The organism is Kocuria sp. CPCC 205263 (assembly GCF_040981075.1).
GTDB classification, from domain to species: Bacteria; Actinomycetota; Actinomycetes; order Actinomycetales; family Micrococcaceae; genus Kocuria; species Kocuria rosea.
Genome location: NZ_JAVKPV010000019.1, coordinates 1 through 15368 on the forward strand (window position 1 = coordinate 1; position 15368 = coordinate 15368).

12 protein-coding genes and 1 pseudogene are annotated in these 15368 nt (G+C 67.6%); 1 reads left to right on the forward strand and 12 read right to left on the reverse strand.

Translation table 11 applies throughout. From position 1 onward, the window contains the following. The 3 genes from RF647_RS18215 to ald all read right to left on the reverse strand — a co-directional run. Nucleotides 1-517: aminotransferase class I/II-fold pyridoxal phosphate-dependent enzyme (locus RF647_RS18215; protein ID WP_368812953.1), on the reverse strand; the 517-nt coding region annotated here is incomplete at its 3' end. Nucleotides 518-524: 7 nt separating this feature from the next. Further along, complete coding sequence (locus RF647_RS18220) at nt 525-1661, reverse strand: M24 family metallopeptidase (protein WP_368812954.1); 1137 nt, start codon at nt 1659-1661, stop codon at nt 525-527. A 321-nt stretch (nt 1662-1982) separates the two neighbouring features. Then, on the reverse strand, nt 1983-3101 hold the full coding sequence (gene ald, locus RF647_RS18225) for an alanine dehydrogenase (protein WP_368812955.1): 1119 nt from the start codon (nt 3099-3101) through the stop codon (nt 1983-1985). Nucleotides 3102-3222: 121 nt separating this feature from the next. On the opposite strand from ald, the gene RF647_RS18230 reads away from it, so the two are divergent. After that, nucleotides 3223-3720, forward strand: a complete 498-nt coding sequence (locus tag RF647_RS18230; RefSeq protein WP_368812956.1) for an Lrp/AsnC family transcriptional regulator — start codon at nt 3223-3225, stop codon at nt 3718-3720. Between the two features lie 247 nt (nt 3721-3967). On the opposite strand, the gene RF647_RS18235 is transcribed toward RF647_RS18230, so the two are convergent. From RF647_RS18235 to RF647_RS18275, 9 genes and pseudogenes are all read right to left on the reverse strand, one after another. Continuing rightward, on the reverse strand, nt 3968-4420 hold the full coding sequence (locus RF647_RS18235) for a hypothetical protein (RefSeq protein WP_368812957.1): 453 nt from the start codon (nt 4418-4420) through the stop codon (nt 3968-3970). A gap of 449 nt (nt 4421-4869) precedes the next feature. Beyond that, nucleotides 4870-5301, reverse strand: coding sequence for a hypothetical protein (locus RF647_RS18240; RefSeq protein ID WP_368812958.1), 432 nt, complete (start codon nt 5299-5301; stop codon nt 4870-4872). A gap of 868 nt (nt 5302-6169) precedes the next feature. Beyond that, the gene (locus RF647_RS18245; protein ID WP_368812959.1) at nt 6170-6364 is read right to left on the reverse strand and encodes a hypothetical protein; all 195 of its coding nucleotides are present in this window, start codon (nt 6362-6364) and stop codon (nt 6170-6172) included. A gap of 374 nt (nt 6365-6738) precedes the next feature. Next, a complete protein-coding gene (locus tag RF647_RS18250; protein WP_368812960.1) occupies nt 6739-7686 on the reverse strand; it encodes a diacylglycerol kinase family protein in 948 nt (315 codons plus the stop codon). Nucleotides 7687-7955: 269 nt separating this feature from the next. Beyond that, a complete protein-coding gene (locus tag RF647_RS18255; protein ID WP_368812961.1) occupies nt 7956-9014 on the reverse strand; it encodes a phosphatase PAP2 family protein in 1059 nt (352 codons plus the stop codon). A 356-nt stretch (nt 9015-9370) separates the two neighbouring features. Next, nucleotides 9371-10593 (reverse strand): annotated as a pseudogene (locus tag RF647_RS18260) (IS110 family transposase). Nucleotides 10594-11179: 586 nt separating this feature from the next. Next, a complete protein-coding gene (locus RF647_RS18265) occupies nt 11180-13345 on the reverse strand; it encodes an MMPL family transporter (protein WP_368812962.1) in 2166 nt (721 codons plus the stop codon). A gap of 487 nt (nt 13346-13832) precedes the next feature. Continuing rightward, nucleotides 13833-14684, reverse strand: a complete 852-nt coding sequence (locus tag RF647_RS18270; RefSeq protein WP_368812963.1) for a GTP pyrophosphokinase family protein — start codon at nt 14682-14684, stop codon at nt 13833-13835. Between the two features lie 155 nt (nt 14685-14839). After that, nucleotides 14840-15301, reverse strand: coding sequence for a RidA family protein (locus RF647_RS18275; RefSeq protein WP_368812964.1), 462 nt, complete (start codon nt 15299-15301; stop codon nt 14840-14842). Nucleotides 15302-15368 lie beyond the last annotated feature (67 nt).

Genomic DNA, 15368 nt, shown 5'->3' on the forward strand with positions numbered 1-15368 from the left:
CGTCGACGGGGACCTCGAGCAGGTCCGCGCCGTAGCTGAGGGCGGTGCCGGAGCCGTTCGTGTAGGTGGGGCTCTCGACCACCACGAGGTCTCCGGGGTCCACGAACAGCTTGAACGCCAGGTCGAGACCCTGCATGCCCCCGGAGGTGATCACGAGGCGCTCGGGGCGGGTCGGCTCCGGGGTGGTGGAGTGGTGCTCCACGACCGTCTCGATCAGCCCGGGCTCTCCCTCGGTGGCCCCGTAGGTGAAGGAACTGTCGTCGAGCACCTCGGCGGCGATGCGGCGGAACTCGGCGGTGGGGATCACCTCGGCGGCGGGGGCGCCCATCGCGAAGCGGACGATGTCGTGGGTCTGGGCGGCCAGCAGGGAGGTGGAGGAGTCGATCACGGAGCCGACGAGTCCGTCGGCCCGCCGGGCCAGGGGCAACAGCCCCTGGCCCGGGTCCCCACTGATCCCGTGAGTGGGCTTGACGGCGAGGTTCTCGACCGTGGTGAGGTGTGTGGTGGTGGTCGTCATGGGTTTCTCACTTCCTGATGAGCGCTCGGGGGAACGAGGTGAAAGTCTCCACCCCGGTGCGCGTGACGCGCACGGACTCGGAGACCTCGTACCCGTACCCGGTCATCCACATCCCGCAGATGACGTGGAAGGTCATGTTCTCGGCCAGCACGGACTCGTCCTCCGTGCGGATGCTGATGGTGCGCTCCCCCCAGTCGGGTGGATAACCGATGCCGATGGAGTACCCGAGCCGGCTGTGCTTCTCCAGTCCGCGTTCTGCCAGCGACCAGTTCCAGGCGCTGGCCAGCTCCCGGACCGGCACCCCTTCGGCCACGGTGTCGAGGACGGCCTGCAGGCCCTCGCCCACGGCCGCCTCCAGGCGCAGCAGCTCGTCCGAAGGCGGGCCCAGCATCACCGTGCGGGCCAGAGGGACGTGGTAGCGCCGGTGCGCGCCGGCCAGCTCCACGACCACGGCGTCGCCCTCCCGGAGGACGCGGTCGGACCATGTCAGGTGGGGGGTGTCGGCGGAGGCGCCCGTCGGCAGCATGGGCACGATCGCGGGGAAGTCGCCCCACGCGTCGTCGACGCCCTCGGCCTGGGCCCGGGCGATCTGGGCGGCCACCCGGTTCTGCGGGACACCGGGCTCGATCGCGTCGATCGCGGCCTGCATCGCTACCGTGGTGACCCGGGCCGCGGTGCGCATGTACTGGATTTCGGCCTCCGACTTCACGGCACGCGCCCAGTTCACGAGCTCGAAGCAGTCAACGAGTGTCCACTCCGGCAGCGCGTTGACCAGGGAGCGGTACCCCTTGGGGGAGAAGAAGTGGGAGTCCATCTCGAGGCCGACGCACCCGCGGGCGGCCGGGGCGATCTGGCCGCGGCGGCGCAGATCGAACGCCACCCAGTCGAAGGGATGCAGATGGGGACGGTGGACGTAGCGCTCGGGATAGCCGACGATCTGATCCGGGGGCAGCCACGAGGTGCGGAAGGCCCCGTTGGCGTCCATCTCCCGCAAATAGAGGAGCATCTCGCCCTGTGCCGGCACGAACAGCATCTGCGGGGTGTAAAACGACCAGGCATCGTAACCGGTGAGGTAGAAGATGTTCGCGGGATCCGTCACGATCAGGGCGCCAAGGTCCTGATAGTCCATGCGCTCACGCACCATCACCAAACGCTGTGCGTACTCCTCAGCGGAAAAGAGAGACGCACGGACATCGGCGTTGCCCTGTCGATCCGGGACACCGAGGCCCAACTCTGTGATGTTGCCGGGGCCAAGCTTCGATGTGGTCATAGCTCATCATCAAATCTGTCGTTCTTATTGTCAACAATAGACGGCTGGTTATGCCTTGGGCGACCGGTGCGGAAGTCATGGTCGTAAAGCTCTGCCGAGTCCTTGCTCAGCCGACCCCGTCAAAGTCCCGCACCCATACTGGTGCTGCCAAGCGCGAGGAGCCTGGCCGATGGGGTTCACTTCAGTTCTATCCCGTCAGACCGCGACCAGATCTTGCCGGTCGGTGTAGTCCAGGCCGTGGGCCTCGCTCACGGAGCGGTGGGTGACCCGCCCGGCGTGGGTGTTGAGCCCCGCGGCCAGGGCGGGATCGGCGGCCAGGGCGGCCTCGGCGCCCTTGTCGGCCAGGGCCACGGCGTAGGGGAGGGTGACGTTGGTCAGCGCGTAGGTGGAGGTGTTCGGCACGGCTCCGGGCATGTTGGCCACGCAGTAGAAGACCGTGTCGTGGACGCGGAAGGTGGGGTCCTCGTGGGTGGTGGGGCGGGAGTCGGCGAAGCAGCCGCCCTGGTCCACGGCGATGTCCACCAGCACGCTGCCGGGATTCATGGCCGCGACCATCGCGTTGCTCACCAGTTTCGGGGCCCTGGCTCCGGGGATCAGTACGGAGCCGATGACGAGGTCGGCCTCGGTCACGGCGCGCTCGACCTCGTAGGCGTTGGAGGCGATGGTGGTCAGGCGCCCGGCGTACTGCGCATCGAGGGCCCGCAACCGGTCGACGTCGATGTCGAGGATGCTCACGTCCGCGCCCAGGCCCACGGCCATGGCGGCGGCGTTGGTGCCGGCCACCCCCGCGCCCAGGACGGTGACCTTCGCCGGGCGCACCCCGGGCACCCCGCCCAGTAGCACGCCCTTGCCCCCGGCCGGGGCGGTGAGGGCCGCGGCCCCGGCCTGGACGGCCAGTCGCCCGGCGACCTCGCTCATCGGGGCCAGCAGGGGCAGGCGCTTCCCGGCGGTCTGGACCGTCTCGTAGGCGATGGCGGTGACCCCGGCCTCCAGAAGGGCGGCCGTCAGCTCGGGCTCGGCGGCCAGGTGCAGGTAGGTGAACAGCACCAGGCCCTCGCGGAAGCGGTGGTACTCGGAGGCCACCGGCTCCTTGACCTTCAGGACCATGTCGGCGCGGGACCACAGCTCGTCCGCGTCGGCGAGGATCTGCGCGCCGGCGGCGGTGTAGGCGGCGTCGTCGATCCCCGAGCCGGTCCCGGCCCCGGCCTCGACGAGGACCTCGTGGCCGTGGGCGACCAGCTCGTGCACGCCCGAGGCGGTGATGGCCACCCGGAACTCGTTGTTCTTCACTTCGCGGGGAACGGAGACAATCATGACGGACCTTCCGAAGAAACATGGACTAGACGAAGAAATTCTGGCGTATTCATGCCATCACTGGAGGTAGGATTGCAGATCCTTCGATAGTTCGCGCCAAATCTACAGAATGGTAGAAAAGGTGACCCGCATCACGCAATCCTCGCCGCAGGATCGACGCCCGCCCTACGAGCTCGACGACCTCGACCGTCGCCTGCTGGAACTGCTGCGAGCCAACGCGCGGATGACCAACCAAGCCCTGAGCGAGAACCTCGGGGTGGCCCCCTCCACGTGCCTGGCGAGGATGAAGACCCTGCAGTGGGCCGGAGTAATCCGTCGCTTCACCATCGAGGTGGACCCCAAAGCATCGGGGCAGACCATCGAGGCGCTGATCAGCGTGCGCCTGCGCCCCGGAGCTCGCCAGCAAATGGCCGCCTTCGGCGAGAACTTGAAGAAGGTGCCGGAAGTTACCCAGTTCTTCTTCGTCGGCGGAGTGGACGACTTCCTGATTCACGTCATCACGCGGGACACCGACCACATCCGCCAATTCGTGCTCGAACACCTGTCCTCGAACCCAATCGTGGCTGCCACCCAGACCAGTCTGATTTTCGAGCATGTGACAGGTCTCGATGCTCTCTGAATAACGCGCCACGACGACGGCAGGGCACGCCGCGCCTGCGCACAGGCAAGACGAAGTAGGTATATCCGAGAGCTTGGAAGCGGGTCAGCCACTATCACCGTGTCTGGCTGTTTATGGCACAGCTATTGCGAGGCCGCCTGGTCCATGCGGACATGAAATTAAGGATTCTCTGGGTGGCGCGTCAGCACTTCAGGGGCTCGACTCTACATATGACCTGTATTAGTCGCGGATTCGATTGAGGAATTGATCAGTCGACACTGATGCTGGTGTTTTGGTCGGTCAGGATGAGGTCCCATCCGGTGCTTCCGCGCACGACGGTGGCGTGCTTGATCGTGTCGTCATTATCCATCCAGTGCAGCTCGTGGCCGCTGACGGCGGCTTGGTAGCCGCACTGCCGGGCCACCCAGGCGCCTTCTGCCAATGCCTTGACGTGGCTTTCGGGCCAGGTCAAGTGAGCCACTGCTGCGCAGACGGCCACGGCGAAACTGCTCAGCATGGCCACCACACCCAGAATTGGGGGAAGCCAGGGGAGCCAGGTGAGGCCCACGGACAGGGGCATGCCGATCAGTGCGATCGCGGCCGGGTTGTTCCACCATGTCGGCTCCGGCGATCGGGGGGTTGGCGCGATGTTGGGAAAGACCCGCACCGTCGTGTCGGTGGTGGGACGGTGCGGGTCGTCGAAGGACTGCTGCAGGCTCACAGGGGGCTCCAGAGGGCAAACGGGAACAAATGCAGATGGCGATGGGTCAAGGAAGCACGAGGATGATGGCGGCCAGCGGCACGGTGGCTGGCACGGACCCTCCCTTTCGGTTTATCACCGACTGCGGCCAAACTCCTCAGCGGGAGACCGTTGGTTTGCTCACACGTACCGGCCGGTCTCACCGACCCCTAGTCTCAGCATCGGCGCTTAAACAAACCGGCGTCGAGGCCGGGAAGGTGGGACGGGACCAGAGCGACCATGCCATCCGGGACCGGGCACCGAATTCCCGCTTGCGGCTCAGCCCACCGCTTTACATATGGCCGGCTACCGGACACTGCCCACGGGAACGACGTTGCAGTTGGGGTTCCTGAGCGAGCTACGGTCCTGGCGTGGTTCCCGATTCCCACCCGGCCGGGTGGGGCGTGTCCCTCATGCCGGATCCCGGTCCCTCATGCGGCCTGCATGGTCGGCCTTGGACGGAGGGCGCTGAGCAGACGACCGCGCACGCCTGCCGGAGCCGCCTCTGATAAGAACTCCGCCGGCGCGACCCCCGAAGGTGCCGGAGCAGATACCGGATGCTCAGCGGCGATGGTGTGCCGGTAGGCCATGGCCTGCAACTCCACGGCGGGGTAGTCCACTGCGTGTGCGGCACTGTCCGCGGGACGGATGGTGCGGAACGCGGCGGCGGCGTCCTGCAGGGAACGTGCGGCGATGACTGGGGCCGCAGCCTCTATGTGGGGACGCACCGCGGTGCGGTAGGCGGTGCGTTCGTGCTCGGTGCACTCGGCCCACGTCCGGTATGCAGGGTGGAGTCCCATGGCCCGTTCGTACTGGGCGCGGGCAGCGGCCTCGACAGCGTCGGTGAGGTCGATGGTGGACATTGCTACTCCTGAGGTGCGGCTCGTGCTGTTTCTGGTGGCGCCGGCCTCGCCATGGTGCGTGCACCGGGATGGTGCCGTCACCGGCGGTCCTCCTGCGGCGCGCATGCCTTGCTCGGGGGCGGCGTCGGTGGCGGCCACGATCTTTCGGTCCTGTCGGTGGGTCATCGTGGGGTCCTTCCCTGTCTCGTTGCTCGTCTCGGGCTTCACCGCTCTGACGAGCTCTACAAGTTCTAGGGTGCCCTCGTCTCGTCGCTGTGCCGTCGTGCGCGAGGACTGATCCGGTGTACTGCATCGGCAGTAGCCGGGCGCCCATCGGCAGCGATGGCATTGTCCCGTTCGTAGGCATCAGGGGTGGCGGGTACGTCCCTATCGGTACGTGCTGTTCGCCGACCCTGAGGGCGGGGCATTCGGACAGCTCGCTGATCTCCCCTGGACCCCAAACACTTTTGTGCAGCGGAGCGAGCCCGGTCCCGGAAGTGGTTGCGCGGGGGTTGGAGCGAGGAGGGGGCCGCTCCTCGGCTTGGATGATCGCCACCGGTTCCTGGCTCTGCAGGGGTCCGTCGTGGGTGATTGGTCAGCGCATCAAGTCCACCACGATGCGATCCACGTCGGTGACTGTGTTGAGGTCGGTGTGGGGCGGGCCTGCGCGGGGGCCGGCACGGACCCGGGTTCGGGGCCTGAGACTGATCGTGGGGCGCAGGTCTGCGGGGGGTCGTGCTGTCGTGTTCGACGGTGTGTGGTGGAACTGCTCTGGCGGTGTGGTGGTTCTTCAGCCTCCGGGGCCAGGACCTCAGCAGCGGGTGCGCCGGTCGAAGCGATAGAGGTGACCGCTGCGGGAGCGGGTGGGGGCGGCGACCTCGGAGGATGCCTATGTACCGCGCATCTCCAAAGCGAGCTCACGGTCCTCGAGCGGGGAGTCCACGGCGATGACGTGCACCTCGGTCGGACGGGGGTCCTCGAGCACCTGCTGGTCCAGGCCGGGGCCGGCAACCACCCAGACCCTCTCCCCGCCCGGCGCGTACGTGGCGAGAGCCAGGGACTCTTCGAGGTTTGTGGCCGTCATAGCACCCTCGTCGACGAGTTCGCGGGCTGAGGTCACCACGATGCGGGTGCGGCCGGGCCAGGCCCGGATGCCGCTGGGAATGGAGTGTCAGGTGTGCCGGTCCATGACCATGGGGTGCGTGCCGGTCATCTGCTTCGAAGAGGCCGCGTTCTCGGAAGCTGGCCGCAGGGCCGCGTTTTCAGCGCCCATGGTGTCCCGGCTGGTTTGGATCCGGATTGCCATCGGAGTGGGAGAGTCGGTGGGGTTCAAGTGTCCTCCTGCGCGCTGAGCGGAGGGTGTCAACGATGCCTTGGGAAGGGAGGAGGCATTTCGCATGGCCGATGTGGTGGATACGGCGGGTCCGGCGACTCTGATGGGCAGGGCCGCTGTCCGGGTCATGCCGCGAGATCGAGGCGTGACTGGGCCTTTGTGGCGGTGGGGCAGCGCACCAGGAGTCCTTCCTGCTGGATGTGCAGGCGGATGCGGTGGCCTTCCCCGACGACGTCTCCGTCGACCTGGACCGGTTGCGGGCTCTGGCTGTGGAACTCGAGGGTGTGTCCGCGGAATCGGGGCATGAGCGGGTGGGGGCGGTGGTTGGAGGTCGCGACCGCCCAGGCGAGCCTAATCCAGTCCCAGCGGCTGTGGGGGAGCAGGGCCACGCCGTCGAGGAGCCCGTCGCCGGGGTCGGCGTCGGGCATCAAGGACAGGTCCATGGTGAGGGTGCCGCAGTTGCCGACGACGACGCCGTGGCTGGCCGGGCTCGACACTTCTTGGCCGTCATGCCAGATGGTAGAGCGGGTCATCGGCCGCCGGAGCGCACGCATCCCGGCGACGATGTAGGCGGCCGCCCCCAGTCGCTGCTTCAGCTGCTCGCCGGCTCCGGTCATCATGGCGGCGTCGAATCCGGCTCCGGCCATGATGAGGAAGGGGAAGGCCTCCCAGTCGGTGCCCTGACCGGTGCGGTCCAGTTCCAGCCGTCCCACGTCCAGGCGACGGTCCACGCCCCGGCAGGCCACGCGCACCGCGGCTGCGACGTCGCCCAGCGGCACGCCCAGGTTGCGGGCCAGCAGATTCCCGGTGCCTGCAGGCAGCAGTCCCAGCGGTACCGCGGAGCCTGCCAGTTCCTGGGCGACGGCGCGGATGGTGCCGTCGCCACCGGCGACCAGCACGAGGTCGACGCCGGCGGCAGCGGTTTCTCGCGCCTGGTCGGTTCCGCCGGTGGAGGCGGTCGTGAACAGCCACAGCGGGGAGGACCAGCCCAGGTCAGCCAACGCGGCGTCCACCTCGGTACGGAAGCGGCTCAGCTCACCGGTCCGGTGGAATTTCGTCGGGTTCACCACCACCGCCGCCCGCCCCCCATGAGATGCCGGCGGCGTGGCTCGCCCAGGCACCGGGGCGGGCAACCGGTGCGATGGGGCAGGCGCGGGGGTCACGGTCGTGGGGTGCGCGGTCGCAGGTGTGGGGGTGAGCAGGTGTGAGGTCATGGGGCAAGCCTCTCGGACTTCGGTGCTGCGGGCGTCGTCTGTGCGGACTGTCGGTTCCTACTGTCGATGCAGTAGGCCCAACCGGGCGCGGTCCGTGGAGCCCTGGGACCGGCCGGTGCGTGCCCGGGTCAGGTCGGCAGCGGTGTGGGTGCGATTCCGGGGGCGGTGGTGACTGGCGCCGTCGATGCTCTGGTGGCTCGTATGGCCAACCACACCGAGGCCGCGCCCACGGCCAGGCCGGCGGGGACGTCGATGAGGTAGTGCCATCCGAAGTAGACGGTGGCCACAGCTGTCAGCAGGAGGTAGGTCCACATGGCGATCCGTACCAGCCGGGGGGCGCCGGTGCGGTGGGTGATCAGTGCGGCGGTGAACACGATGGACACCTGCAGGGAGGCGAAGGCAGCGATGCCCTGCATGGCCTCGGTGGCGTGGGGATCGGGGAGGGCTTCCAGGCGGTTGGCATGGAGGGAGTCCCGCAGGTCCGCCACCGCGGTGCCGGGCAGGTCGGTAAAGACGGAGGGCCGGACGTAGACCGGCCCCAGAGAGGGGACGGCGTAGTAGGTGATGGTCCCGAGGATCCAGTTCCAGCACAGCGCCGTGACGTACCAGGCGCCGCGGGTCAGTTGGTCGGACCAGATCAGGGCCGCGGTCAAGGAGACGGGAACTAAGCCCAGGAAGGCCATGTAGACCACGGAGAGGATCTCGGCGTTGAGCCCGGTGCCCAGCAGGTGGTGGAGGACGTCTGCGGGGTAGAGCCCTGCGGCGAACCACTGGTCGGTGGCCATCAGCGCGGGATCGAGCAGTTGCTCGCGCAGGAAGGGCAGGTAGCTCTTGAGGTTGCGGTAGGCCACGTAGGCGAGATAGAAACTGGCCAGCCCGGCTGCGGCGACCGCCAGGCGGGAGGTGGTCCACCGTGTCTGCCACGCCTTCACGACGCTGGGGAGCAGGTGCCGGGGAGCGGGTCGTTGCCGCAGCACGCGCGGGAAGAGGTCCAGGGCGATCATCGCGACCACAATCAGGGGCAGGCGCAGATAGCTGGGCCCCAGGAATCCGTCGGGGTCGCGCAGCGGCAATCCGGCCACGACTGCAGTGAGCACGGTCAGCAGCGCGAAGGTCGATGTCACGACCAGAGGAAGACCGAACAGGCGACGCCACAGCAGATAATCACGACCGGTGTCGGTGGCCATCGGATGCTCATGGCACGGAGGTTCCGGAACCGTTGCGACAGCTCCCGACCGCCGTCGGGTTCCGGACTGGTCCAGGAGGGCGGGGGAGACGGTGGGTCGCCGTCCTACCTCGGCGGACCCGGGAGGGCTCGGCCACTGCTCGACCGTGCTGCGGGCGCTGTGGGCCGGGATGGTCCGGTGGAGCGGGTGCGCATCGGTGGTCATGGACTTGTCCTTCTGCTGATTGCGGTGGGACCGTTCACGCCCATGGGGGTGAGCCCCTCGGGTGATCGGTTAGGACGGGGCATGGGTGACCCGGTAATCCGGGTAGCGGATGATCGGGCACTCCCTGCTGGGGGGTGCCTCTATGGTTTCTGTCAAGCTGCCAGGACCACCGGTGACGGGGTCTGAGGCTCGGTGGGGTCCTGGTCGAGGGTTCCGTCGCGGAGCATGGCGAAGAGGACGTCGGTCCGGCGTCGTGCCAGGGCGATGATCGCCTGGTTGTGGCGTTTGCCCTGGGCGCGTTTTCGGTCGTAGTAGGCCCTCGAAGGGCCGTGGTGCAGCGAGGCGAAGGCCGAGAGGAACAGCGCCCGCTTCAGCCTCTTGTTCCCGCCCTTGGCGGCGTGCTCGCCGCGGATCGAGGTCCCCGACCTACGGGTGACCGGGGCGATCCGGCGTAGGAGGCCAGGTGCCCGGCATCGGCGAGGTCCTTGCCGACGACCTCGGTGAGGATCCTCGCGGCGGTCCTGACCCCTACCCCGGGCATCGAGGTCAGGACCGGGCAAAGAGGGTGGGCCTCCACGAGGGCCTCGACCTGGGCGGCCACCGTGGCGCGCTGGTGGATCAGGGCGGCCAGCTGCCCGGCCAGGATCGGGATCACCGTGGCGGCGGCCTCGGTGCCGGCCACCACCACCGTCTGCTGCCCCAGGGCGGTGAAGATCTCCTCGGTCAACGGCTCGGCCAGCCGCGGAGCATGCTTGCGCAACCGTGCCCGCACGTGACCCCTGCCGGCGGCGGCCAGCTTGGCGGGGGTCGGGTAGCGGGTGAGCAGGTCGGCCACCGCCGGGTGCGTCACCCGCGGTCCCAGCGCCCGTTCCAGGGCGGGGTGGATCTGGGTGAGCATGCCCGGCAAGCGGTTAGAAGTGGCGGTGATCTGCGCAGCGAGGTCGTCGTCGAAACCGGCCAGCACCGCCAGCTCCGCGATCTGGGCCTCATCCACCCGGATGCTCCGCAGGGTGTGCGGCATGGTCCGGGCCGCCTCGGCGATGATTAACGCGTCCCGAGCATCGGTCTTCGCCGTGCCCGGGTGCAGATCGGCGATCCGGCGCATCGCCAGCCCCGGCAGATAGGCCACGGCGACCCCCTCTGTCGTCTGGGCCACGGCCACCGGCAGCGCCCCGATGGTGGCCGGCTGGTCCACGACCATCAGCACAGGCCCATGCGCATCCCGCAGGTCGGTGAGGATGGCCCGTAGCCGGGCCTCGTCGTTGGGCAGGGCCTTGTCGTAGACCGTCTTCCCGGCACCTGTCACCGCCACGGCATGGTGGTCGGACTTGCCGACGTCCAGGCCGATGAACACGGCCGGTGATTGCTCCTCCATGGCGGTTTCCTCCTCGACCTGGGCCCACAGCGCATGCCAGCCGGCCGGAGGGTGGTCACGCTCGGCATCCACGTTACGAAGGTCCCAGCCACAGGCGGGTCGTGCCTCTATCAGCGATCCGTGACCACCGGACCGGCCCACGGTGACAACACCCCCCGGATCATCGACGACTGGGGGCAAACGATCATGCCGAGGACCGGCCGGTCAGCACCCCTCCATCCTGCTGGACGGAGAAGCTGGGAAGAAGGTAACGGGGCTGGCGTGGTTCTCACCCGGGGGCGGTCGCTGCGACCGTTCGGGGGAACACGGAGCCCGGTGATGGTTGCTCAGCCTGTGGCGGCCTCAGCCCTTGGTGCCGGGGAGTTCGCCTTCCCGGCTTCCTGGGGCAACGCAGTGCCGCTGGAGATGGCCGTCAGCTGCTTGCCCGGCCGGGGCCGAGACGTATCACGAGAGGCGCCGTCCGGATTGCTCCGGACGGCGCCTCTGCCTTCTTCCTCGTCACGGATCGTCTGCAGATCACCTGTGACTGACTATCTGCGCAAGCAGAGCCTCCCTCATCCGACCGAGGTCCACCAACGAAGTGTGATCAGGCATTCACCAGCTCGTCCTTTCTGCTGTTCTCCGTGGTGCCGGTCTTGTTGTCGGTGGTTTCGAGTGCGTGGCCTTCGATGTCGATGTTCGGAATGATGCGGTCCATCCACTTCGGCATCCACCAGGCGCTCTTGCCGAGCAGGGAGAGCATTGCGGGCATCAGGATCAGGCGGACGATGAACACATCAGCGATGACTCCCACGACCAGTCCGAAAGCGATCGAGGCGGCGATGGCCATGGTGCTTGAGGCGAAGCCGGCGAAGACGACGGCCATGATGGTGCCGGCCGCGACGAGGACGGGGGCTGAGCGGGTGAATCCTTCGACGATGGCGTCCTTGGGGCTCATGCCCTTGGAGTGCATTTCCTGGATGCGGGAGACCAGGAAGACCTGGTAGTCCATGGCCAGTCCGAACAGGACGCCGACGAGCAGGATCGGCAGCAGGCTCAGCATCGGGTCGCCCTGGGGCGCGGGGATGATCGCATCGAGCCAGCCCCACTGGAAGACCGCGACGCTGCCGCCGAAGGACGCTGCGACGGAGAAGAGGAATCCGAGGGTGGCGATGACCGGGATGACGAGGGAGCGGAACATGATGGTCAGCAGCACCAGGGACAGCAGCACGATGACCACGAGGTACTGGATCAGCGCCTGGTTCAGCTCGGCGTCCTCATCGATGTAGATCACGGCCTCACCAGTCACCTGGAGAGTGACGCCGGAGAGACTTGTGTCATCGCGGATGGTGCTGACCAGGTCCTTGGTCTGGTCGTCGATGGGGCTGCCCTCCGGTATGACGGTCAGCAAAGTGGCGTCATTGGTGTCGTTGACCTGTCCGGGGACGACCTGCTGGACGCCTTCCATGGCGGTGAGTTCTTCCTGGATGGCCGGCAGCTGCGCGTCGATGTCGGCCCCTTCGGCGAAGACGAGCAGCGGGCTCTGCGTGCCGCCGAACTCGTCCAGCACAAGGTTGTAGGCAGTACGTTCGGTGGACTGCGGATCGGGGCCACCGGGCATGTTGTAGGCGGTCTTCAGATCCAGCACGGGTGCGGCGACGACGCCGAGCACGAGGACTCCGCCGAGAATGGACAGGATCGGTCGCTTGACGACCGTCTTCGCCCAGCTGTGCAGGAAACCCTTACGTGCCACCCCGGGCTGAGCCGTGACCGTGCCCTCCGGAAGGTGGCGTTCCTTGCGGGGCAGAGCGCGGCGGCCCATGATGCGCATGAAGACCGGCAGGAGCGTCAGGGCCATGAGCACGGCGATGAGGACAGCAAAGGCCGCTGCCATACCCATCTCGGTGATGGCCGTGATGTTGACGATGCTCAGCCCGACCAGGGCGATCAGGACGGTCAGGCCTGCGAAGACGACGGCTGTGCCGGCCGTGCCGGTGGCACGGGCGATAGCGTCCTCCGTTGTTCGTCCTTCGCGCAGCTCGGTGCGGAAGCGGGACATGATGAACAGGCTGTAGTCGATGCCGACAGCCAGCCCCAGCATGGCGGCGAGGATGATGACGGTGTCACCGACCGGGAAGATCGTGCCGTAAGCCAGCACCCCGAGCACCCCGACTCCGGTGCCCACGGCTGCGATGAGCAGGTTGGACCCGGCGGCACGCAGGGACCCGAAGGTGAGCAGGAGCACGACAAAGGCGACGAGGACGCCGGCCGCCTCCCCTGGACCGGAGTGGGGTGCGCTGGTGTCCAGGAGGTTCCCGCCCAGTTCGACCCGCAGGTCCTCGGGGGCGTCGTTGCGCAGCTCGAGTGCGGCCTCATACAGCTCTGTTTTCTCCGCAGTGTCACCCAGCTCGGCGTAGCTCAGCGTGGCAACCGCCACGGACTGGCTCGGGGAAACGTTCGGGGCGGCAGGGTCCAAAGGATCCGACACCGCCGTCACACCAGGCAGTTCCGCAGCCCGGGCCAGCATCTCGTCGATCGTGTCTGCGGTGCCCGGATCGGTCACCGAAGAACCGCCGGGAGCTGCGAACACCAGCTGCAGGGTGTCTGCCACCTCCGGATTGTTCTCCAGCGCAGGGAACTCCTCGTTGACCCTGTCCAGGGTGCGGGAAGCCTCTGTTGCGGACACTGACTGCTCAGCGGCCTCGGATTCTTTGGGGTTGATGATTCCGGCGGCCATGACACCGGAGAAAGTGACGAAGATCAGGGTCCACACACCCACCACTATGAGTCGGTGCCGGGCGCTGAAGCGCCCGAGGCGGGAGAGGAAAAGAGACATCGGAGGGCCTTTCGAAGGGTGTTTTTCTGACCAGCGCGGGTGGGCCTGTGATGGCCTGAGGAAGCGGCAGGAACGTGATGGCATGGTGTGCGGCCCGCGAACAGGACGCGTCGTCGACCACGGATATCAACATCCTTTCGCTGGACAGGAGCCGTCGCGTCATCCGGAGGAAGCGAGTGGGGGTACTGCAGATGCAGTACCCCGGGTGATGGCCCTTCGCAGGTGAGCGTGAGCAGGAACTTGTCCTCAGGGGCCGGTGCTCACCTGCTGCGAGCAGGGCTCGTCACCGGCAGTTGTCGACGTCGCCGAAGCTGCGGGCGAGCCTGCGCAGCGTCTCGGTCACCGCGTTGATCGCCGCCGTGGGCCCGTTCGACGCCCCGGCGGTGTCCTCGGCCCTCATGACGTGGGTGGCGAGAAACGGGGATCAGAGCGTCTGCGCGGTGACCGGTGGGCCGCTGTGCTCGGCGTCTGGCCGGGCGTGAGCGCGCTTCCACAACCGGTGCAGCAGCTCCTGGTCCATTCCCTCGTGGATGCCGCCGGCGGGGGAGGTGACCTCGGTGCCGTGCACCTGGGTGTGCAGCTGTTCCATGCGGCGATCCAACTGTTCCGCCGCCTCGGCGGCCTCCAACAGGCTGTCGACCAGATCGGTGGGAACGTCCCGGTCGTACTTGTAGTAGATCTTGTGCTCCAGACTCGCCCAGAAGTCCATGGCGATCGTGCGGATCTGCACTTCGACGGTCACCGGGACCGCCCCGGAGGTGAGGAACACCGGAATCTCCACCAGCGCATGCAGGCTCTTGTAGCCACTGGGCTTCGGCTGGGCGATGTAGTCCTTGACGCGGATCACCCGCACGTCGGCCTGCGACGTCAGGGTGTCGAGGATCCGGTAGGTGTCGGCGATGAAGCTGCACGTGATCCGCACCCCGGCGATGTCATGGATGCCGGCCCGGATTGCCTCCGAGGTCGGTTCCAGACCACAGCGCACCGTTTTCTTCAAGATGCTCTCGATCGACTTGATCCGGGAGCCGACGTGCTCGATGGGGTTGTAGCGATGCAGGTGCCTGAACTCTCGGCGAAGGATCGAGACCTTGGTCAGCATCTCGTCGACGGCGAACTGGTGCTCCATCCGAAGGCGTGTGAGGTCCTCGCCCGTCTGGTGTGCGAAAGCCAACAGCTCCGATTCGGACGCCTCCGGCGCAGGGGTGGCCTCCGGCGGTGTCGGCTGCTCGAGCAGGGCGGTCTCCCCTGCCTCCGGGTGCTGGTGGAAGCTGGTCATGATCTCACTTCTGAGGGCATCGCTGGGAATGGTGTGGTGTTCTCGGACGTCGATGGTGCCGTGGACGGACCGTGCCGGTGGGCGGATACGATGGTGACGGACAGGTACTGACCCATCAGGTGGGGCACCGGTCTAGGAGGGGTCCCGGTGAGCGTTCAGGCGGCCACGAAGCTGGTGGCGGGACGGTAGAAGTCCGCCACGGCATTGACCTGCACCACCGCACCCGCCGGCAGGCCGGCGACCTGCACGATGGTGCGCGCCGGGTACGGGTCGCACAGCCGCTGCCGGAAGACGGCCTCCAAGGCCGGCAAGTGGGTGAAGTCGGTGAGGTACACGGTGGTCTGGACCAGGTGCTCCAGGCCCAGCCCGGCACCACGCAGCACGGCCTCGAGGCGGTCGAGCACGACAGCGCACTGCGCTGCGGGATCCGCTCCGGCCAGCTCCCCGGTCACCGGGTCACGCCCGATCAGCCCGGACACGAAACCCAGGGACCCGGCCCGCATCAGCGCCGAGTACGCGCTACCGGAAGGAGAGAGACTGTGCGCGAAGAGGTCGTGCTGGGCCGGTGGGACGGTCAGGGCCTCAGGCGGGTGCTGGGCCGGACGCAGGCTGGACATGGGCAAGGACTCCATCGGGTACGAGGTCGTTGATCGCTGGACTGTGGAGGTGGGGCCGGCCGGTGCT

Excerpts from the sequence above, each read along its gene's own strand:
- RF647_RS18220 (WP_368812954.1), bottom strand. The coding sequence starts at position 1,661 with ATGGTGCGTGAGCGCATGGACTATCAGGACCTTGGCGCCCTGATCGTG.
- ald (WP_368812955.1), bottom strand. The coding sequence starts at position 3,101 with ATGATTGTCTCCGTTCCCCGCGAAGTGAAGAACAACGAGTTCCGGGTG.
- RF647_RS18240 (WP_368812958.1), bottom strand. The coding sequence starts at position 5,301 with ATGTCCACCATCGACCTCACCGACGCTGTCGAGGCCGCTGCCCGCGCC.
- RF647_RS18245 (WP_368812959.1), bottom strand. The coding sequence starts at position 6,364 with ATGACGGCCACAAACCTCGAAGAGTCCCTGGCTCTCGCCACGTACGCG.
- RF647_RS18255 (WP_368812961.1), bottom strand. The coding sequence starts at position 9,014 with ATGGCCACCGACACCGGTCGTGATTATCTGCTGTGGCGTCGCCTGTTC.
- RF647_RS18270 (WP_368812963.1), bottom strand. The coding sequence starts at position 14,684 with ATGACCAGCTTCCACCAGCACCCGGAGGCAGGGGAGACCGCCCTGCTC.
- RF647_RS18275 (WP_368812964.1), bottom strand. The coding sequence starts at position 15,301 with ATGTCCAGCCTGCGTCCGGCCCAGCACCCGCCTGAGGCCCTGACCGTC.